This window comes from Pseudoduganella chitinolytica (genome assembly GCF_029028125.1).
GTDB classification, from domain to species: Bacteria; Pseudomonadota; Gammaproteobacteria; order Burkholderiales; family Burkholderiaceae_D; genus Rugamonas; species Rugamonas chitinolytica.
Map to the genome: position 1 here is coordinate 4,566,323 of NZ_CP119083.1, position 21,729 is coordinate 4,588,051.

Annotated in this window: 6 protein-coding genes, 4 tRNA genes, 6 rRNA genes and 1 pseudogene; 6 read left to right on the forward strand and 11 right to left on the reverse strand. The window is 58.7% G+C overall.

The window, feature by feature from the left end; genetic code table 11:
• The first annotated feature begins 343 nt into the window (after positions 1-343).
• Complete coding sequence (locus tag PX653_RS20235) at positions 344-2,203, forward strand: reverse transcriptase family protein (protein WP_277414525.1); 1,860 nt, start codon at positions 344-346, stop codon at positions 2,201-2,203.
• Between the two features lie 331 nt (positions 2,204-2,534).
• Here the strand turns inward: PX653_RS20235 and rrf (PX653_RS20240) are convergent.
• From rrf (PX653_RS20240) to PX653_RS20290, 11 genes are all read right to left on the reverse strand, one after another.
• A 5S ribosomal RNA gene (gene rrf / locus PX653_RS20240) occupies positions 2,535-2,647 on the reverse strand.
• 123 nt (positions 2,648-2,770) lie between these two features.
• Positions 2,771-5,642: ribosomal RNA gene (locus PX653_RS20245) — 23S ribosomal RNA — on the reverse strand.
• Between the two features lie 198 nt (positions 5,643-5,840).
• A tRNA-Ala gene (locus PX653_RS20250) sits at positions 5,841-5,916 on the reverse strand.
• Positions 5,917-5,934: 18 nt separating this feature from the next.
• A tRNA-Ile gene (locus PX653_RS20255) sits at positions 5,935-6,011 on the reverse strand.
• An 81-nt stretch (positions 6,012-6,092) separates the two neighbouring features.
• Positions 6,093-7,623: ribosomal RNA gene (locus PX653_RS20260) — 16S ribosomal RNA — on the reverse strand.
• Together the 16S, 23S and 5S rRNA genes with 2 tRNA genes alongside form the textbook arrangement of a ribosomal RNA operon.
• Before the next feature lie 602 nt (positions 7,624-8,225).
• Positions 8,226-10,562: a penicillin acylase family protein gene (locus PX653_RS20265; RefSeq protein ID WP_277414526.1), complete on the reverse strand. Its 2,337-nt coding sequence runs from the start codon at positions 10,560-10,562 to the stop codon at positions 8,226-8,228.
• 506 nt (positions 10,563-11,068) lie between these two features.
• Positions 11,069-11,181 (reverse strand): 5S ribosomal RNA (gene rrf / locus PX653_RS20270).
• Between the two features lie 122 nt (positions 11,182-11,303).
• A 23S ribosomal RNA gene (locus tag PX653_RS20275) occupies positions 11,304-14,194 on the reverse strand.
• Positions 14,195-14,378: 184 nt separating this feature from the next.
• Positions 14,379-14,454: transfer RNA gene (locus PX653_RS20280), tRNA-Ala, on the reverse strand.
• Between the two features lie 16 nt (positions 14,455-14,470).
• A tRNA-Ile gene (locus PX653_RS20285) sits at positions 14,471-14,547 on the reverse strand.
• A 106-nt stretch (positions 14,548-14,653) separates the two neighbouring features.
• Positions 14,654-16,184 (reverse strand): 16S ribosomal RNA (locus PX653_RS20290).
• Positions 16,185-16,615: 431 nt separating this feature from the next.
• Here PX653_RS20290 and PX653_RS20295 point away from each other — a divergent pair.
• The 5 genes and pseudogenes from PX653_RS20295 (at position 16,616) to PX653_RS20315 (ending at position 21,729) form a co-directional block, all read left to right on the forward strand.
• Positions 16,616-18,087 (forward strand): annotated as a pseudogene (locus PX653_RS20295) (B12-binding domain-containing radical SAM protein).
• A gap of 87 nt (positions 18,088-18,174) precedes the next feature.
• Positions 18,175-19,305, forward strand: a complete 1,131-nt coding sequence (locus PX653_RS20300; RefSeq protein WP_277414527.1) for an MlaE family ABC transporter permease — start codon at positions 18,175-18,177, stop codon at positions 19,303-19,305.
• Positions 19,305-20,147: an ABC transporter ATP-binding protein gene (locus tag PX653_RS20305; RefSeq protein ID WP_277414528.1), complete on the forward strand. Its 843-nt coding sequence runs from the start codon at positions 19,305-19,307 to the stop codon at positions 20,145-20,147. Before PX653_RS20300 ends, PX653_RS20305 begins: the two co-directional genes overlap by 1 nt.
• Positions 20,148-20,156: 9 nt before the next feature.
• A complete protein-coding gene (locus PX653_RS20310) occupies positions 20,157-21,095 on the forward strand; it encodes an MlaD family protein (protein WP_277414529.1) in 939 nt (312 codons plus the stop codon).
• Positions 21,096-21,108: 13 nt separating this feature from the next.
• Positions 21,109-21,729, forward strand: coding sequence for an ABC-type transport auxiliary lipoprotein family protein (locus tag PX653_RS20315; protein WP_277414530.1), 621 nt, complete (start codon positions 21,109-21,111; stop codon positions 21,727-21,729).

Below are 21,729 nucleotides of genomic sequence, written 5' to 3' on the forward strand. Positions count from 1 at the left end.
CCAGCCACTCTCCCCAAGCCCGGTCCGACATGAGACGCCAGATGATGCTTGAGATTGCGCCCGGGGCGCTGCTATACTCGACCGCGCAAGCATGGCGGGATGGCTCTTGCAACCCGGACGGCGGATCGCCGTCCTCGTACCCTGCCCTCCCCATGCGTCACTGGCCCGCTCTTCACTGGGCCGGACCAGCACTGGTAGCGCGAGTCGGTGTGCATTCCATGAATGACATCAGCGCTACCAGTGCGGCCCGGCTACGAGTTGAGCGGTCCAGTCCTGCCGGCCCTTCGATGATGGTCCCGCCATGCTTGTCCTCCGCGTTCGCCTCCCGCCAGGGAGCACGCCCATGAGCGCCAATACCCCACCCACGATGACCCGTCAGGAACTGTACGAGCGCCTGCGTACGTCCACGCGCGAGGAAGTCACGCTGGGCGAAATGCAGCGTCTCGGCTTCTGGCCTGCGGATGACCCGGGCCGCGCCGAAGCGGAACAGCTGATCCGGCGCGAAGCGGAGTTGAGCCAGGCGCTGCGTGCGCTCGGGAAGGAAGTGCGCATCGCCGACGACCCCGTACTGGCGCTGAAGGCAATGCGCAAGGAACGCATGGCGAAAGCGCGGGCCCGGCGCGAAGAGACGCGGCAGCGTCGTGCGCGCGAACGCTTCGAACGGGCCAGCGCATGGCACCATCGTCAGGCGGGCGAAATCCTGTACCTGGGCGAGGAGGTGTCGGGCGGATTGAACGAAGCGCGCAGCGATGGCGACAAGCTCGCCCGCGCGGCACTGCCCGCGCTGCACACCGCGCAGGACCTGGCACGGGCGATGGGCCTGTCGCTGCCGGAGCTGCGCTTCCTTGCGTTCGACCGCCGCGTCTCGCGCATCAGCCATTACCGCCGCTTCGCCATGCCGAAGAAAGCCGGCGGCGAACGGATCATCTCGGCGCCGATGCCGCGCCTGAAGCGCAGCCAGTACTGGGTACTCGACAACGTGCTCGCACGCGCCCCGGTCCACCCCGCGGCGCATGGCTTCCTGAAGGGCCGCTCGATCGTCAGCAACGCCGCGCCGCACGTGGGGCGCGCTGTCGTCATCAACGTCGACCTGAAGGACTTCTTCCCGTCGATCGGCATGCGCCGCGTCACCGGCGTGTTCGGCCAGCTGGGCTACAGCAAGCAGGTCGCGACCACGTTGGCGCTGCTGTGCACGGAGGCGGCGACGGAGCAGGTCGACGTCGATGGAGAAACCTTCTTTGTCGCGCACGGCGAACGCGTGCTGCCCCAGGGCGCGCCCACCAGCCCCGCGCTGACGAATATCCTATGCCGGCGCCTCGATGCGCGGCTGCAGGGGGCGGCGGCGAAGCTGGGCTTCACGTACACGCGCTATGCCGACGACCTGACGTTCTCGGGACCGGAGCAAACGCGCACGCTGGCGGGCAAGCTGCTGTGGCGCGTGCGCCAGATCGTGGCCGATGAAGGCTTTACGCCGCATCCGGACAAGCAGCACGTGATGCGCGATTCACAGCGCCAGAGCGTGACGGGCATCGTGGTCAACGAAAAGGCGACCGTCGAACGGGACACGCTGCGGCGCTTCCGTGCCACGCTGTTCCAGGTCGAGAAGGATGGTCCGGCAGGCAAGCAGTGGAACGGTAATACGAATGTGCTGGCGGCGCTGGAAGGCTATGCGCAGTTCGTAAGAATGGTCGATCCGGCCAAGGGCGGCCCGCTGCTGGCACGCGTGCGTGCGGCGCGCGAGCGCTGGTCGGGCGCGGCCGCGGCGGATACGCCGATGCCGGCGCGCCGGGGCGGCGATTTCCGCGCGCTGTCGGCGCAAGGCAAGGCCCCCTGGGACGGCTTCTGGCAGGCCACGCCACCGCCACCGCCCGTGCTGGAGAAAACGCAGGAACAGGTGTCGCTCGAGAAGAAGGAGGCGCGGCGGCCGGCATCGGTCGCTCCTGCAGCTGTGGAACCTGCTGCGGCGCCTGCCGTCGACTTGCGGAAGAATGTGCCGCCTGTGCGAGTACCATGGCTCGCGTTGCTGTCGCAGCTCATGATCGCACTTGCGCTGGCGCTGACATATCGCACCCCGCTGCCCGTGGCGGGCTTGCTGCTGCTGGCGCGCACGTCCCGGCGCGACGGCCGCCCGCACTGGACGCGCTTCCTGTGCGCGATGGTCCTGCTGGTGGCGCTCGCAGATGTGCTGCATCGTTGGGATTGATTGGCGCGCAAGCAGCGACAGGGTGGCGCTGCGGTTTGTTCTGGACGGCCGTCAGCTCAAGCGGTCTTGGTTCCACATAATTCGCCGATTCAAACCGGGGTCAGTCCCTGAAGGGACAGACCCCAAGCCTGGCCGCAGATGGGCGCCTGTAAACCCGTAACGTCCCAGGCTTAGGGTCTGTCCCGCCGGGACTGACCCTGGTTTTCATCGCAGGCCGGTTTGTCCCCGGAAAGTCTGCACTGCGACGCTTGGGAAAACCGGCGGGTTTGATTTCGCGAGCACAAATGAAAAAAGCCCACCAGATCACTGGTGGGCTTTTCTCGGTATAACAGCCTGACGATAACCTACTTTCACACTGGTTGCAGCACTATCATCGGCGCAAAGTCGTTTCACGGTCCTGTTCGGGATGGGAAGGGGTGGGGCCGACTTGCTATGGTCATCAGGCATGACTTGTACGTAGTCTCGTTCCCGACAGGGCAACGCGACTACTGAATCTGGAAGAAGTAAGGTTGGGTAGTTCTCGTAAATCTCAAACACAGGTAAATGCTCTGTAACCGTCAAGGTTATAGGGACAAGCCGTACGGGCAATTAGTATCAGTTAGCTTAATGCATTACTGCACTTCCACACCTGACCTATCAACGTCCTGGTCTCGAACGACCCTTCAAGGAGCTCAAGGCTCCGGGAAATCTCATCTTAAGGCAAGTTTCCCGCTTAGATGCTTTCAGCGGTTATCTCTTCCGAACTTAGCTACCCGGCAATGCCACTGGCGTGACAACCGGTACACCAGAGGTTCGTCCACTCCGGTCCTCTCGTACTAGGAGCAGCCCCCTTCAAATTTCCAACGCCCACGGCAGATAGGGACCAAACTGTCTCACGACGTTTTAAACCCAGCTCACGTACCACTTTAAATGGCGAACAGCCATACCCTTGGGACCGGCTACAGCCCCAGGATGTGATGAGCCGACATCGAGGTGCCAAACTCCCCCGTCGATATGAACTCTTGGGAGGAATCAGCCTGTTATCCCCAGAGTACCTTTTATCCGTTGAGCGATGGCCCTTCCATACAGAACCACCGGATCACTATGTCCTACTTTCGTACCTGCTCGACTTGTCGGTCTCGCAGTTAAGCACGCTTATGCCATTGCACTATTAGCACGATGTCCGACCGTACCTAGCGTACCTTCGAACTCCTCCGTTACACTTTAGGAGGAGACCGCCCCAGTCAAACTGCCTACCATGCACTGTCCCCGATCCGGATCACGGACCAAGGTTAGAACCTCAAACAAACCAGGGTGGTATTTCAAGGTTGGCTCCACGAGAACTGGCGTCCCCGCTTCAAAGCCTCCCACCTATCCTACACAGATTGGTTCAAAGTCCAATGCAAAGCTACAGTAAAGGTTCATGGGGTCTTTCCGTCTAGCCGCGGGTAGATTGCATCATCACAAACACTTCAACTTCGCTGAGTCTCGGGAGGAGACAGTGTGGCCATCGTTACGCCATTCGTGCAGGTCGGAACTTACCCGACAAGGAATTTCGCTACCTTAGGACCGTTATAGTTACGGCCGCCGTTTACTGGGACTTCAATCAAGAGCTTGCACCCCATCATTTAATCTTCCAGCACCGGGCAGGCGTCACACCCTATACGTCCACTTTCGTGTTTGCAGAGTGCTGTGTTTTTATTAAACAGTCGCAGCCACCAGTTTATTGCAACCCTTTCGCCCTATCACAGTAAAGTGACCAAGCTACCGGGGCGTACCTTTTCCCGAAGTTACGGTACCAATTTGCCGAGTTCCTTCTCCCGAGTTCTCTCAAGCGCCTTAGAATACTCATCTCGCCCACCTGTGTCGGTTTGCGGTACGGTCTCGTATGACTGAAGCTTAGAGGCTTTTCTTGGAACCACTTCCGATTGCTTCGCGAACAAGTTCGCTCGTCCCGATCCCTTGAATTCCGCGCCCGGATTTGCCTAAGCGCCTTCTATGAACCAGAAACTGACTATTCCAACAGTCAGACAACCTTCCGCGATCCGTCCCCCCATCGCATCATACGACGGTGCAGGAATATTAACCTGCTTCCCATCAGCTACGCATCTCTGCCTCGCCTTAGGGGCCGACTCACCCTGCTCCGATGAACGTTGAACAGGAAACCTTGGGCTTACGGCGTGCGGGCTTTTCACCCGCATTATCGCTACTCATGTCAGCATTCGCACTTCTGATACCTCCAGCATCCTTTACAAGACACCTTCGCAGGCTTACAGAACGCTCTCCTACCATATCCTTACGGATATCCGCAGCTTCGGTGACTGGCTTAGCCCCGTTACATCTTCCGCGCAGGACGACTCGATCAGTGAGCTATTACGCTTTCTTTAAATGATGGCTGCTTCTAAGCCAACATCCTGACTGTTTTAGCCTTCCCACTTCGTTTTCCACTTAGCCAATCTTTGGGACCTTAGCTGGCGGTCTGGGTTGTTTCCCTCTTGACGCCGGACGTTAGCACCCGACGTCTGTCTCCCAAGCTCGCACTCATCGGTATTCGGAGTTTGCAATGGTTTGGTAAGTCGCGATGACCCCCTAGCCATAACAGTGCTCTACCCCCGATGGTGATACTTGAGGCACTACCTAAATAGTTTTCGGAGAGAACCAGCTATTTCCAAGTTTGTTTAGCCTTTCACCCCTACCCACAGCTCATCCCCTAATTTTTCAACATTAGTGGGTTCGGTCCTCCAGTGCGTGTTACCGCACCTTCAACCTGGCCATGGGTAGATCACTTGGTTTCGGGTCTACACCCAGCAACTAGCGCCCTGTTCGGACTCGATTTCTCTGCGGCTCCCCTATATGGTTAACCTCGCTACTGAATGTAAGTCGCTGACCCATTATACAAAAGGTACGCCGTCACGGAACAAGTCCGCTCCGACTGTTTGTATGCACACGGTTTCAGGATCTATTTCACTCCCTCCCGGGGTTCTTTTCGCCTTTCCCTCACGGTACTGGTTCACTATCGGTCGATTACGAGTATTTAGCCTTGGAGGATGGTCCCCCCATATTCAGACAGGATTTCTCGTGTCCCGCCCTACTTGTCGTACGCTTAGTACCACCGGTCTGATTTCGTGTACGGGGCTATCACCCGCTATGGCGCCTATTTCCAGAGGCTTCCACTATCAGTCCGACTATCACGTACAGGCTCTTCCCATTTCGCTCGCCACTACTTTGGGAATCTCGGTTGATTTATTTTCCTGCAGCTACTTAGATGTTTCAGTTCGCCGCGTTCGCCTCACACACCTATGTATTCAGTGAGTGATACCCTAAAAGGGTGGGTTTCCCCATTCGGAAATCTACGGATCAAAGCTCGTTTGTCAGCTCCCCGTAGCTTATCGCAGACTACTACGTCCTTCGTCGCCTGTAATCGCCAAGGCATCCACCATGTGCACTTATTCACTTGTCCCTATAACCTTGACGGCTATCGGTTCAAGCATTTACTACTGTGTTTGATGAGTTTTACTACTACCCTAAGTGTGTGATGTCTCACACGCTTAATAAAACTTTACTTCTTCCAGATTGTTAAAGAGCGAAACAGCAGTGATCTCTAAAAGATCAAACCTAAGTCTCTAGTGACTTACGTTTGTACTTTCAACAGAAGCGATGGTGGAGGATGACGGGATCGAACCGACGACCCCCTGCTTGCAAAGCAGGTGCTCTCCCAGCTGAGCTAATCCCCCGCGGTGACAACTAAACCGTGGTGGGTCTGGTTGGGCTCGAACCAACGACCCCCGCGTTATCAACACGGTGCTCTAACCAGCTGAGCTACAGACCCGCGCTTCTTGCTGTTTCTCTAACAACAGTCGATAAGTGTGAGCGTTTGATGCACGATCTTGACGATCCGTGCCAACTCTAGAAAGGAGGTGATCCAGCCGCACCTTCCGATACGGCTACCTTGTTACGACTTCACCCCAGTCACGAATCCTACCGTGGTAAGCGCCCTCCTTGCGGTTAAGCTACCTACTTCTGGTAAAACCCGCTCCCATGGTGTGACGGGCGGTGTGTACAAGACCCGGGAACGTATTCACCGCGACATGCTGATCCGCGATTACTAGCGATTCCAACTTCATGCAGTCGAGTTGCAGACTACAATCCGGACTACGATACACTTTCTGGGATTAGCTCCCCCTCGCGGGTTGGCGGCCCTCTGTATGTACCATTGTATGACGTGTGAAGCCCTACCCATAAGGGCCATGAGGACTTGACGTCATCCCCACCTTCCTCCGGTTTGTCACCGGCAGTCTCATTAGAGTGCCCTTTCGTAGCAACTAATGACAAGGGTTGCGCTCGTTGCGGGACTTAACCCAACATCTCACGACACGAGCTGACGACAGCCATGCAGCACCTGTGTGCAGGTTCTCTTTCGAGCACTCCCCGATCTCTCGAGGATTCCTGCCATGTCAAGGGTAGGTAAGGTTTTTCGCGTTGCATCGAATTAATCCACATCATCCACCGCTTGTGCGGGTCCCCGTCAATTCCTTTGAGTTTTAATCTTGCGACCGTACTCCCCAGGCGGTCTACTTCACGCGTTAGCTGCGTTACCAAGTCAATTAAGACCCGACAACTAGTAGACATCGTTTAGGGCGTGGACTACCAGGGTATCTAATCCTGTTTGCTCCCCACGCTTTCGTGCATGAGCGTCAGTTTTGACCCAGGGGGCTGCCTTCGCCATCGGTGTTCCTCCACATCTCTACGCATTTCACTGCTACACGTGGAATTCTACCCCCCTCTGCCAAACTCTAGCCTTGCAGTCTCCATCGCCATTCCCAGGTTAAGCCCGGGGATTTCACGACAGACTTACAAAACCGCCTGCGCACGCTTTACGCCCAGTAATTCCGATTAACGCTTGCACCCTACGTATTACCGCGGCTGCTGGCACGTAGTTAGCCGGTGCTTATTCTTCAGGTACCGTCATTAGATGCAGATATTAGCCACACCCGTTTCTTCCCTGACAAAAGAGCTTTACAACCCGAAGGCCTTCTTCACTCACGCGGCATTGCTGGATCAGGCTTGCGCCCATTGTCCAAAATTCCCCACTGCTGCCTCCCGTAGGAGTCTGGACCGTGTCTCAGTTCCAGTGTGGCTGGTCGTCCTCTCAGACCAGCTACTGATCGTCGCCTTGGTGAGCCTTTACCTCACCAACTAGCTAATCAGATATCGGCCGCTCCAGGAGCACAAGGCCTTGCGGTCCCCTGCTTTCATCCTTGGATCGTATGCGGTATTAGCGTAACTTTCGCTACGTTATCCCCCACTCTTGGGTACGTTCCGATATATTACTCACCCGTTCGCCACTCGTCAGCGGAGCAAGCTCCCTGTTACCGTTCGACTTGCATGTGTAAAGCATGCCGCCAGCGTTCAATCTGAGCCAGGATCAAACTCTTCAGTTCAATCTCTGTTTTATGTCATTGCTGACATGGTCACTCACTCAAGAATCTGACGTTCCTCTTGCGAGGTCACGTTTAATTACTTGTGTAAGCGTTTGATGCTATATATTTTGAGTATCGGGACCGAAGCCCCGGGCACACTCACATCAAACGCCCACACTTATCGACTGTTGATTGTTAAAGAATTCTGCCCTCAGGCGTTTGCTGCGTTCGGCGACAAAGCGTTGTGTTTGTCAGCAGCAGAGAGATGAGATTATGCGGTGTTTCGTGCAGCTCGTCAACCCCTCGTTTTGTATCGCATTGTTTCCAGAGCGGTTCAAAACCCTGTCGCAGCATTTCGTTTTCACTGGTACGTTGCGGCAGGGACAGAATCATAGCAAAGCGGGCTGCTCATGGCAACCTCTATTTCTCAGACACGGCCTGGCGCCGGAAGTTCCCGTCATCTTCCGGTCTTCGGTAAATAAGACTCGCGCAATACCTGGGCAGCATGGGGGCAACTGAATTGCTGACGGGCGCCGCCAAACCGGCGGCCCTGACGCACACATCATCGACGCCAGGGCACCCGGTACCGCGACGCCTTGCGGCGGCGCGGCACGACCTGGCATTTACTTGTCCGTCAGTACCTTGCGCGTGTAATTGCGGTCCGCACGGATCTGCGAGTCGCTGAACGGCAGGGTCACCAGCGTCCTCCTGCTGAACAGCGACAACTGGTCCGCATAGTAGGGCGACAACGGATCGACCGACTGGCCATACGTCAGCACCCCCTTGGCGACCGGGCCAGCATTGTCGAAGCCGACCAGCTGGATGTAGCTGCTGCCCCAGGACACGTCGCGATAGCCCGACGACGTCAGGTCCGAGGCCATCGTCAGCACATTGTAGACGCCGTCCTCGTCGCCCTGGCCGCCGTGCAGGCCGATGCGCCGACCGTTGCGCATCTGCGTCTGGTAGTCACCCAGGCGGCCGTACAGGGGAACGCCCAGCGACTGCAGCTTCGCCGTCGCATCGCGCAGCGCCGTCAGCAATGCTGGCATCGCCTCCTTGGCAACGCCGCGTGGCGTACTGACGGGATCGGTCGGGTCGAACGGCACCGCCCACAGGTCGGGACGGCTGCGCACCGTGTTCCAGAATTCGCGGAACAGGACGGCGCCGCGGCTGTCGACATCGGCCTTGCGATCCCAGGTCGCCAGTACGGCGCACGGTGACAGCAACCGCAGGTCATGCGACTTGAAGCATGCCGACAGCAGTTCCGGCAAGACGAGTTCGGCAGCATGCACGCGATTGCCGAACAACAGGTTCTGCACGTCGTTCGTCCGCAGGAACTGCTGCTCCGCCAGTGCCCCTTCCAGTTGCACGAGGCCGAGGCGGGTGCGCAGCGTTGCCGGCGTACCTGGCGTGCCGTACAACGGCGAGTAACCGTACGGTTCCGGCCCCGTCAGCGGTGCCCTGGCGTTGGTCAGCCAATAGTTGTCGTTCGAGTTCACCACGTAATCCTGGCGGACCAGCGTTGGCGTATTGCCCGCGCCGAAGATGCCCTTCGGCGTATCCGGGTCCTGGCCCCACTCGCACTCGCTGCGCGAGCCGTCCAGGGTCAGCATGGCCGGTGCCAGCATGCAGTCGGACGCGAACCGCTCAGTTGCCACGTGCGGTACCACGCTGGCATCGATGTAGAGCGCATTGCCTTCGCTGTCCGCCGCGATCGTGTTCACCCACGGCAAGCCGGCGATGGCATTGGCGCTGCGCTGCAGTGCGCCGACGCTGTCGGCCTTGCCGATTGCCAGCCATTGCTCCGCCAGGCGCGTGTTGAGACGGTTGGCATCGCCCAGCACGAACGCCGATTGTTCCGTCCAGTCGATGCCGGCGTCCGGCATGACGATCACGGCGCCGTGCTTGCTGAAGTAGAACGTGCGCTGCCTGGTCGCGACGGTGCCGTCGGCCTGCAGTACGTCGACCGCGACCGTGCGCTCCGTCATCTTGACGGGCGCGCCATCGTAGTAGTACGTGGTGCCCGTGGGGTCCGACGGGTCCAGCGTCAGCATGAACGTGGTGAAGTGATAGGCGGCGGTGACGGTGTGCGTCCAGGCGACGTGCTTGTTGAAACCGATCGACACCAGCGGCAAGCCGCCGAGGCTGACGCCCATCGCATCGTACTTGCCGGGAATGGTCATGTGCAGCTGGTAGAACCGGTCCGTACCGGTCCACGGATAGTGGGGATTGCCCAGCAGGATGCCGCGACCGTTGGCGGTGGCCTCGCGGCCAAGCGCCAGGCCGTTGCTGCCGACACCAGCGGGTATCCCTCGCGGCAGCGGTTTCGTCGCGGCCGGCATGCTTTTCTTCAATGCGGGAGGCGTGGCGGATGGATCGCGCGCCGCGCCCACGATTGCCGCTGCGAATGCTTCGCCGGACGCGTGGATCGCCTTCTCCGCGATCATCAGGTAGACATCGTCGACGGTGATCGGCTTGACCCAAGCCGCATTGCGGCAGGCTTTCGGCAGGCGACTGCGGTTGTCCGAGATAAAGCGGTTGTAGCCGTCGGCATAGCCGGCCAGCAGCTCGCGTACCTCGGCCGAGCCGGCTCCGTACCCGGCGCGCAGCTGATCCAGGTCGAGATAACCCTTGAAGAAGAAATCGCTGTCCTCGTTGCGCAGCTTGAAGAACAGGTCCATGGCAGCGCCGTACTCGCCGTTGCGTGGCGCCGTGGCCGCGGCGTCGCCGCCGAAGTAACGCGAGCGTTCGCCGCGCACGGTCAGCAGGGTGTCGGCCAGCATGCAGACGTTGTCCTCGGCGTAAGCGTAAGCGGCGCCGTAGCCCAGGCTCCGATAATCGTTGGCCTTGATGTGCACGACACCATGACTCGTGCGTGCGACTTCGCTGCGTACGCCCGCAGACTGCGCCTGTGCAGCCAACAGCATGACCGCTACGGCGACTGCAATATGCTTCCTCATTCAACCCTCCGTTATAGTTGTAAAAACGATATCTAACAGCGAAGGATAGCAGTGGCTTGCATGCGTGTGCAGACCCATTGCAAAAGAAATATTCTCTACAACAGTGACTATTGGAGAGCGATGGGAGGCGTAAAATCTGGTAGAGGAATGAAGCGGACGGTAGGTTGCTGAGCTGGAAACCCAGGGTGCCGGGCACCGGCCGGCCTGATTTCGCGAGCACAAATGAGAAAAGCCCGTCAGATCACTTGTGGGCTTTCTCGGTATAACAGCGTGACGATAACCTGCTTCCATGCAAGACGTCAGTGGCCGACAAAAACCAGGGTCAGTCCCGGCGGGACAGACCCTAAGCCTGAAGGGCCGACGGCGAAGCTGAGTAAAGCCCACCAGCGACACGGCCCGAGGGCTGTCCCCACCGGGGACTGACCCTGGTTTCATGGCGCATTCGAAACCTACGCGGAAATGAAAAAAGCCCACCAGATCACTGGTGGGCTTTTCTCGGTATAACAGCCTGACGATAACCTACTTTCACACTGGTTGCAGCACTATCATCGGCGCAAAGTCGTTTCACGGTCCTGTTCGGGATGGGAAGGGGTGGGGCCGACTTGCTATGGTCATCAGGCATGACTTGTACGTAGTCTCGTTCCCGACAGGGCAACGCGACTACTAATCTGGAAGAAGTAAGGTTGGGTAGTTCTCGTAAATCTCAAACATAGGCAAATGCTCTGTAACCGTCAAGGTTATAGGGACAAGCCGTACGGGCAATTAGTATCAGTTAGCTTAATGCATTACTGCACTTCCACACCTGACCTATCAACGTCCTGGTCTCGAACGACCCTTCAAGGAGCTCAAGGCTCCGGGAAATCTCATCTTAAGGCAAGTTTCCCGCTTAGATGCTTTCAGCGGTTATCTCTTCCGAACTTAGCTACCCGGCAATGCCACTGGCGTGACAACCGGTACACCAGAGGTTCGTCCACTCCGGTCCTCTCGTACTAGGAGCAGCCCCCTTCAAATTTCCAACGCCCACGGCAGATAGGGACCAAACTGTCTCACGACGTTTTAAACCCAGCTCACGTACCACTTTAAATGGCGAACAGCCATACCCTTGGGACCGGCTACAGCCCCAGGATGTGATGAGCCGACATCGAGGTGCCAAACTCCCCCGTCGATATGAACTCTTGGGAGGAATCAGCCTGTTATCCCCAGAGTACCTTTTATCCGTTGAGCGATGGCCCTTCCATACAGAACCACCGGATCACTATGTCCTACTTTCGTACCTGCTCGACTTGTCGGTCTCGCAGTTAAGCACGCTTATGCCATTGCACTATTAGCACGATGTCCGACCGTACCTAGCGTACCTTCGAACTCCTCCGTTACACTTTAGGAGGAGACCGCCCCAGTCAAACTGCCTACCATGCACTGTCCCCGATCCGGATTACGGACCAAGGTTAGAACCTCAAACAAACCAGGGTGGTATTTCAAGGTTGGCTCCACGAGAACTGGCGTCCCCGCTTCAAAGCCTCCCACCTATCCTACACAGATTGGTTCAAAGTCCAATGCAAAGCTACAGTAAAGGTTCATGGGGTCTTTCCGTCTAGCCGCGGGTAGATTGCATCATCACAAACACTTCAACTTCGCTGAGTCTCGGGAGGAGACAGTGTGGCCATCGTTACGCCATTCGTGCAGGTCGGAACTTACCCGACAAGGAATTTCGCTACCTTAGGACCGTTATAGTTACGGCCGCCGTTTACTGGGACTTCAATCAAGAGCTTGCACCCCATCATTTAATCTTCCAGCACCGGGCAGGCGTCACACCCTATACGTCCACTTTCGTGTTTGCAGAGTGCTGTGTTTTTATTAAACAGTCGCAGCCACCAGTTTATTGCAACCCTTTCGCCCTATCACAGTAAAGTGACCAAGCTACCGGGGCGTACCTTTTCCCGAAGTTACGGTACCAATTTGCCGAGTTCCTTCTCCCGAGTTCTCTCAAGCGCCTTAGAATACTCATCTCGCCCACCTGTGTCGGTTTGCGGTACGGTCTCGTATGACTGAAGCTTAGAGGCTTTTCTTGGAACCACTTCCGATTGCTTCGCGAACAAGTTCGCTCGTCCCGATCCCTTGAATTCCGCGCCCGGATTTGCCTAAGCGCCTTCTATGAACCAGAAACTGACTATTCCAACAGTCAGACAACCTTCCGCGATCCGTCCCCCCATCGCATCATACGACGGTGCAGGAATATTAACCTGCTTCCCATCAGCTACGCATCTCTGCCTCGCCTTAGGGGCCGACTCACCCTGCTCCGATGAACGTTGAACAGGAAACCTTGGGCTTACGGCGTGCGGGCTTTTCACCCGCATTATCGCTACTCATGTCAGCATTCGCACTTCTGATACCTCCAGCATCCTTTACAAGACACCTTCGCAGGCTTACAGAACGCTCTCCTACCATATCGATCCCGTGATAAATCACAGGAAAAATATCCGCAGCTTCGGTGACTGGCTTAGCCCCGTTACATCTTCCGCGCAGGACGACTCGATCAGTGAGCTATTACGCTTTCTTTAAATGATGGCTGCTTCTAAGCCAACATCCTGACTGTTTTAGCCTTCCCACTTCGTTTTCCACTTAGCCAATCTTTGGGACCTTAGCTGGCGGTCTGGGTTGTTTCCCTCTTGACGCCGGACGTTAGCACCCGACGTCTGTCTCCCAAGCTCGCACTCATCGGTATTCGGAGTTTGCAATGGTTTGGTAAGTCGCGATGACCCCCTAGCCATAACAGTGCTCTACCCCCGATGGTGATACTTGAGGCACTACCTAAATAGTTTTCGGAGAGAACCAGCTATTTCCAAGTTTGTTTAGCCTTTCACCCCTACCCACAGCTCATCCCCTAATTTTTCAACATTAGTGGGTTCGGTCCTCCAGTGCGTGTTACCGCACCTTCAACCTGGCCATGGGTAGATCACTTGGTTTCGGGTCTACACCCAGCAACTAGCGCCCTGTTCGGACTCGATTTCTCTGCGGCTCCCCTATATGGTTAACCTCGCTACTGAATGTAAGTCGCTGACCCATTATACAAAAGGTACGCCGTCACGGAACAAGTCCGCTCCGACTGTTTGTATGCACACGGTTTCAGGATCTATTTCACTCCCCTCCCGGGGTTCTTTTCGCCTTTCCCTCACGGTACTGGTTCACTATCGGTCGATTACGAGTATTTAGCCTTGGAGGATGGTCCCCCCATATTCAGACAGGATTTCTCGTGTCCCGCCCTACTTGTCGTACGCTTAGTACCACCGGTCTGATTTCGTGTACGGGGCTATCACCCGCTATGGCGCCTATTTCCAGAGGCTTCCACTATCAGTCCGACTATCACGTACAGGCTCTTCCCATTTCGCTCGCCACTACTTTGGGAATCTCGGTTGATTTATTTTCCTGCAGCTACTTAGATGTTTCAGTTCGCCGCGTTCGCCTCACACACCTATGTATTCAGTGAGTGATACCCTAAAAGGGTGGGTTTCCCCATTCGGAAATCTACGGATCAAAGCTCGTTTGTCAGCTCCCCGTAGCTTATCGCAGACTACTACGTCCTTCGTCGCCTGTAATCGCCAAGGCATCCACCATGTGCACTTATTCACTTGTCCCTATAACCTTGACGGCTATCGGTTCAAGCATTTACTACTGTGTTTGATGAGTTTTACTACTACCCTAAGTGTGCGATCTCTCACACGCTTAATAAAACTTTACTTCTTCCAGATTGTTAAAGAGCGAAACAGCAGTAGTCTCTAAAAGACTAAACGTAAATTTCGGAACTTACGTTTAAACTTTTGGTGGAGGATGACGGGATCGAACCGACGACCCCCTGCTTGCAAAGCAGGTGCTCTCCCAGCTGAGCTAATCCCCCATGGGGTGCGATACGATGGTGGGTCTGGTTGGGCTCGAACCAACGACCCCCGCGTTATCAACACGGTGCTCTAACCAGCTGAGCTACAGACCCGCTTAGTTGATACCATATATCAGCGGTGCTACTGTTTCTTCTTCATTCGACAGTCGATAAGTGTGAGCGTTTGATGCACGATCTTTACGATCCGTGCCAACTCTAGAAAGGAGGTGATCCAGCCGCACCTTCCGATACGGCTACCTTGTTACGACTTCACCCCAGTCACGAATCCTACCGTGGTAAGCGCCCTCCTTGCGGTTAAGCTACCTACTTCTGGTAAAACCCGCTCCCATGGTGTGACGGGCGGTGTGTACAAGACCCGGGAACGTATTCACCGCGACATGCTGATCCGCGATTACTAGCGATTCCAACTTCATGCAGTCGAGTTGCAGACTACAATCCGGACTACGATACACTTTCTGGGATTAGCTCCCCCTCGCGGGTTGGCGGCCCTCTGTATGTACCATTGTATGACGTGTGAAGCCCTACCCATAAGGGCCATGAGGACTTGACGTCATCCCCACCTTCCTCCGGTTTGTCACCGGCAGTCTCATTAGAGTGCCCTTTCGTAGCAACTAATGACAAGGGTTGCGCTCGTTGCGGGACTTAACCCAACATCTCACGACACGAGCTGACGACAGCCATGCAGCACCTGTGTGCAGGTTCTCTTTCGAGCACTCCCCGATCTCTCGAGGATTCCTGCCATGTCAAGGGTAGGTAAGGTTTTTCGCGTTGCATCGAATTAATCCACATCATCCACCGCTTGTGCGGGTCCCCGTCAATTCCTTTGAGTTTTAATCTTGCGACCGTACTCCCCAGGCGGTCTACTTCACGCGTTAGCTGCGTTACCAAGTCAATTAAGACCCGACAACTAGTAGACATCGTTTAGGGCGTGGACTACCAGGGTATCTAATCCTGTTTGCTCCCCACGCTTTCGTGCATGAGCGTCAGTTTTGACCCAGGGGGCTGCCTTCGCCATCGGTGTTCCTCCACATCTCTACGCATTTCACTGCTACACGTGGAATTCTACCCCCCTCTGCCAAACTCTAGCCTTGCAGTCTCCATCGCCATTCCCAGGTTAAGCCCGGGGATTTCACGACAGACTTACAAAACCGCCTGCGCACGCTTTACGCCCAGTAATTCCGATTAACGCTTGCACCCTACGTATTACCGCGGCTGCTGGCACGTAGTTAGCCGGTGCTTATTCTTCAGGTACCGTCATTAGATGCAGATATTAGCCACACCCGTTTCTTCCCTGACAAAAGAGCTTTACAACCCGAAGGCCTTCTTCACTCACGCGGCATTGCTGGATCAGGCTTGCGCCCATTGTCCAAAATTCCCCACTGCTGCCTCCCGTAGGAGTCTGGACCGTGTCTCAGTTCCAGTGTGGCTGGTCGTCCTCTCAGACCAGCTACTGATCGTCGCCTTGGTGAGCCTTTACCTCACCAACTAGCTAATCAGATATCGGCCGCTCCAGGAGCACAAGGCCTTGCGGTCCCCTGCTTTCATCCTTGGATCGTATGCGGTATTAGCGTAACTTTCGCTACGTTATCCCCCACTCTTGGGTACGTTCCGATATATTACTCACCCGTTCGCCACTCGTCAGCGGAGCAAGCTCCCTGTTACCGTTCGACTTGCATGTGTAAAGCATGCCGCCAGCGTTCAATCTGAGCCAGGATCAAACTCTTCAGTTCAATCTCTGTTTTATGTCATTGCTGACATGGTCACTCACTCAAGAATCTGACGTTCCTCTTGCGAGGTCACGTTTAATTACTTGTGCAAGCGTTTGATGCTATATATTTTGAGTATCGGGACCAAAGTCCCGGGCACACTCACATCAAACGCCCACACTTATCGACTGTTGATTGTTAAAGAATTCTGCCCTCAGGCGTTTGCTGCGTTCGGCGACAAAGCGTTGTGTTTGTCAGCAGCAGAGAGATGAGATTATGCGGTGTTTCGTGCAGCTCGTCAACCCCTTCGATGTCGGCGCCGGAGGCGCTTCCACCACTGTCGCATTGTTTCGTTTTCACGTCTACGCTGCGGCAGGGACAGAACTATAGCGAAACGCCGGCGGCCGCGCAAGGGGTAAAATGCACGATTTCGCGTTCGACCTTCCGCTGCCGCCATGACGATCCTGCTTTCCACCCTCAACGCCCGCTATACCCATGCCTCGCTGGGACTGCGCTACCTGCTGGCCAATATGGGGGGCTGAAGGAACAGACCCGCATCCAGGAATTCGTCATCGGTGCCAAGACCACCGAGCTCGTCGAGCGCATCCTGGCGCACCAACCGACGATCGTCGGCTTCGGCGTCTATATATGGAACGTGGAGGAAACGACGAAGCTGGTGGCCATGCTCAAGCGCGTGGCGCCCCAGGTCGTCGTCGTGCTGGGCGGTCCCGAGGTGTCGCATGAGACGGGCGAACAGGCCATCGTGCAGCTGGCCGACTACGTCGTGACCGGCTGGGGCGACGTCACCTTCCCCAAGCTGTGCGGCGAGATCCTGCACGGCCCCAAGCCGCTGATGAAGGTCCACGCCGGCGTGCAGCCACCGATGGCGGACATCGCGCTGCCCTACTCCTTATATAGTGACGAGGACATCGCCCACCGCACCCTGTACGTGGAAGCCTCGCGCGGCTGCCCGTTCAAGTGCGAATTCTGCCTGTCCGCGCTGGACAAGACAGCGTGGCCATTCAATATCGACGCCTTCCTGGCGGAGATGGAGTCGCTGCATGCGCGCGGCGCGCGCCTCTTCAAGTTCGTCGACCGCACCTTCAACCTGAACATCAAGACCAGCCTGAAGATCATGCAGTTCTTCCTCGACAAACTGGCGGCCCACCCCGACGATCCCGTCTACGCCCACTTCGAGCTGGTGCCGGACCACCTGCCAGACGCGCTGAAGGAAGGCATCGCCAAATTCCCGCCCGGCGCCCTGCAGTTCGAGATCGGCATCCAGAGCTTCAATCCCGTCGTCCAGGCGAACATCAGCCGCAAGCAGGACAACCAGAAGGCCGCCGACAATATCCGCTGGCTGTGCGAGCACTCGCACGTGCACATGCACGTCGACCTGATCGCCGGCCTGCCCGGCGAGACCGTGGACAGCTTCGCCGCCGGCTTCGACAAGCTGTGGGCCCTGGGCCCGCACGAAATCCAGTTCGGCATCCTGAAGCGGCTGCGCGGCACGCCCATCATCCGCCACACGGCCGAATTCGGCCTCGTATTCGACCCGCATCCGCCCTACACGATCCTGGCCAACCGCGACATCGACTTCCCCACCATGCAGCGGTTGGTGCGCTTCGCCCGCTACTGGGACCTCGTTGCCAATTCCGGCCGTTTCAACCACACCATCCACGTTCTGCTGGGCGAGCGAGCCTTCGACAGCTTCATGGCCTTCTCCGACTGGCTGTATGCGAACACCGACGCTACCCACCGCATCGCGCTGGACCGCCTGGCGGCGCTGGTGGGCCGCTGGCTGCAGCAGCGCGGCATGGGCGCGGACGACGCGACCGCCCTGCTGGCACGCGACGGCCACGGCGTGAGGCAAAAGGTGGCAACGACGGCGGCGCCGCAGCGCCAGGCCCGCCACCTGGCGGCATGAGGACCGGCGGCCTGTGTCGGCATGGTCTGACACACCGTTGAGGCGGGTCCCGTAGCGAACGAAACGAATCTCACTTACACTGGCGACATGCCCATTGCACAAGAGCCAAGCTTAACTTTCCAACCCGGCGACACCGCCGGTGGCACGGTGACCGCCGACGGCACGTGGCAGGTGCACGCGCTGGCGCACCGGAAGGTCATCAAGGCCTTGTCGGCCCGGCTCGATCAGGCGCACAAGAGCGGTAATGCGCAATGGGACCTGTCCGCCATCGAGAGCATGGACCATATCGGGGCGCAGCTGTTCTGGCAGGCCTGGGGTTACCAGCGGCCCGCTTCCCTGAAGCTCGCGCCCGGCCAGGAGGAATTCTTCAAGCGCCTGGAGGCGACCGGCAAGCTGGAACTGCCGCGCACCCGCACCCACCACATGGACTGGATCACGACGCTGGGCGGCGGCATGCTGCACTTCGTCGAACACCTGCAGGGTTTCGTGAAGCTGATCGGCCAAGTCACGCAGGATGCGTGGCGCTTCGCAAAAAGCCCCCTGCGCGGACCGTGGAAGGAAATCTCGGCCAATATCTTCCACGCCGGCTTCCAGGCGCTCGGGATCACCGCCCTGGTCGGCTTCCTGATCGGCGTCGTGCTGTCCTACCTGTCGGCGCAGCAGCTGCGCAACTTCGGCGGCGACATCTACCTCGTGAACCTGCTCGGCATGAGCATCATCCGCGAACTGGGCCCGCTGCTGGCGGCCATTCTTGTCGCGGGCCGCTCGGGCTCGTCCATCACCGCGCAGCTGGGCGTCATGCGCGTGACGGAGGAACTCGACGCGATGCTCGTGATGGGCATTTCGCACGGCTTCCGCCTGGTCCTGCCGAAGGTGGTCGCGCTGGCGATCTCGATGCCGCTCCTTGTCATCTGGACCGACTGCATGGCCCTGATCGGCGGCATGGTGTCGGCGAAGATCGAATTGAACCTGTCGGCGCGCTACTTCATCCAGAAGCTGCCGGATGCCGTGCCGCTGGCGAACTACATGATCGGCCTGGGTAAAGGGGCCGTGTTCGGCATGCTGATCGCGCTGGTGTCGTGCCACTTCGGCCTGCGCATCCAGCCGAACACGGAAAGCCTGGGCCGGGGCACGACGACGTCCGTCGTCACGGCCATCACCGTCGTCATCCTGGCCGATGCCGTCTTTGCCATCGTCTTCAACGGAGTGGGCTTCTGATGAGCGACCAGGTCGAACCCCATGACGACAATGAGCGCATCTGTGCCGAGACGCCGGGCGAGCTGACCCTGGACGGCAGCGTGCCCGTCGTCGAGATCCACGGCCTGCAGACGAAGTTCGGCCGCACCGTCATCCACAATGACCTCGACCTGACGATCGAACAAGGCGAAATCATGTCAATCGTGGGCGGCTCGGGCACCGGCAAGACGGTGCTGCTGCGCCAGATGCTGGGGCTGGAGCGGCCCTCGAAGGGCTGCGTGCGCGTATTCGGCGAGGACATCACGCAGGCCACGTCGGCCCAGCTGCAGCTGCTGCGCAACCACTGGGGCATGCTGTTCCAGCAAGGCGCGTTGTATTCGGCGCTGACGGTGTTCGAGAACATCGCCCAGCCCATGCGCGAACTGCGCGTGCTGCCGCACGACCTGGTGCGCGACGCGGTGCTGCTGAAGATGAACATGGTCGGGCTGGGCCCCGAGCATGCCAACAAGATGCCGTCCGACCTGTCCGGCGGGATGATCAAGCGCGTCGCCCTGGCCCGCGCCCTGGCGCTGGAGCCGAAGCTGCTGTTCCTGGACGAACCCACGGCGGGCCTCGATCCGGACCGCTCGGAAAGCTTCGTCTCGCTGATCAAGTCCCTGCACCGGGAACTGGGCCTGACGGTGGTGATGGTGACGCACGACCTGGATTCGCTGTTCGCGCTGTCCACCCGTATCGCCGTGCTGGCGGAAAAGCACGTGATCGCGGTGGGGCCGACGAAGGACGTGATCCAGGTCGACCACCCGTTTATCAAGGAGTTCTTCCTGGGCGACCGCGGCAAGCGGGCCCTCGAAGCCCTCCAATAAGGAGCAAGCATGGAAAACCGCGCACACGCCTTCATGACCGGCATCTTCACGCTGACGCTGCTGGTGGCGGCTGTCCTGTTCGGGATCTGGTTCAACCGCGACCGCGTCGAGTACGCGCCCTACCTGCTGGCCACGAACCTGTCGGTGCCCGGCCTGAACCCGCAGGCCGCCGTGCGCTATCGCGGCCTGGAGGTGGGCAAGGTGGACGCCATCGACTTCGATCCGCGCACCACGGGCCAGATCCTGATCCACCTGAGCATCGACCCGGCCACGCCGATCACGAAGACGACCTTCGCCACGCTGGGCTACCAGGGCGTCACCGGTATCGCCTACATCCAGCTGGACGACGAATCGGTCGGTTCGCCGCGCCTGGCGACGAACCAGGACAACCCGAGCCGCATTCCGCTGCGTCCTGGCCTGCTGGACGAGCTGGAAAAACGCGGCAAGGCGCTGATCTCCAAGGTCGAGGAGGTATCGACCCAGGTCAACAAGCTGCTGAGCGAGGAGAACCAGAAGACCATGCTGGCGGCCTTCTCCGACGTCAGCGCGGCCGCGCAGGAATACCGCGCCATCCCGCAGCGCCTGGGCCCCACCATCGACCGCCTGCCGGCGCTGGCGAACCAGGCGGAAAGCGCGTTCCGCTCCGTCGACACGCTGGCCCAGGACGTGACGCGCCTGTCGCAAAGCCTGCAGGGCCCGGACGGCGCCATCACCCGCATTTCCGGCGCGGTCGACCGCACCGCGACCTCCGTCGAATCGGTGGCGACCAGCGCGGAACTGGACACGCTGCCCAGCATCACCGCGCTGACGGACGAAACGCGCTCCTCGATGCGGGCCGTGCGCCGCACCATGAATACCCTGAACGACCGCCCGCAAAGCATCCTGTTCGGCGCGCCGGCTCCCACGCCGGGCCCGGGCGAACCCGGCTTCGCGGCACCGGCCCAATGACAAGGACGATCCGATGACCCATTCCTTCACCCTGCGCCTGGCCGGCATCGCGGCCTGTGCGGCACTCGTCGCCGGCTGCGCCAGCAGCAAGGGGCCGCAGCAGACCAGCTACGACTTCGGCCCCATCGGCGCTCCCGCCACCATGCAGGCTGCGCCGGCCGCCACCGCCTTCCCGGCACTGGTCGTGGCCGACGTCACCGGTCCGGCCATGCTGGACAACCAGCGCATGTTCTACCGTCTCTTGTATGCGGATGCCCAGCAATCGCGCCCGTATGCCTACAACCAGTGGAGCGCCACGCCGCTGCAGCTGCTGTCGCAACGCGTGAAGGCACGCATCGCGCAGGGCGGCGTCAAGGTGTTGTCGACGTCGGACGCCAGTGGCGGCGTACCGCTGCTGCGCCTGGAAGCGGACGAATTCTCGCAGAACTTCGACAGCGTGACGCAGAGCAGCGCCACGATCGCCCTGCGCGCCTCCGTGTTCCGTTCGCACCGCCTCGTGGACCAGCGCACGTTTGCGCGCACGGTCCCGGCAACCAGCGCGGACGCTCCCGGCGGTGCGCGGGCCCTGGCCGCCGCGTCGGATGCCATCGCCGCCGACATCCTGGCCTGGCTGGCCACGCTGCCGGCCCGGTAA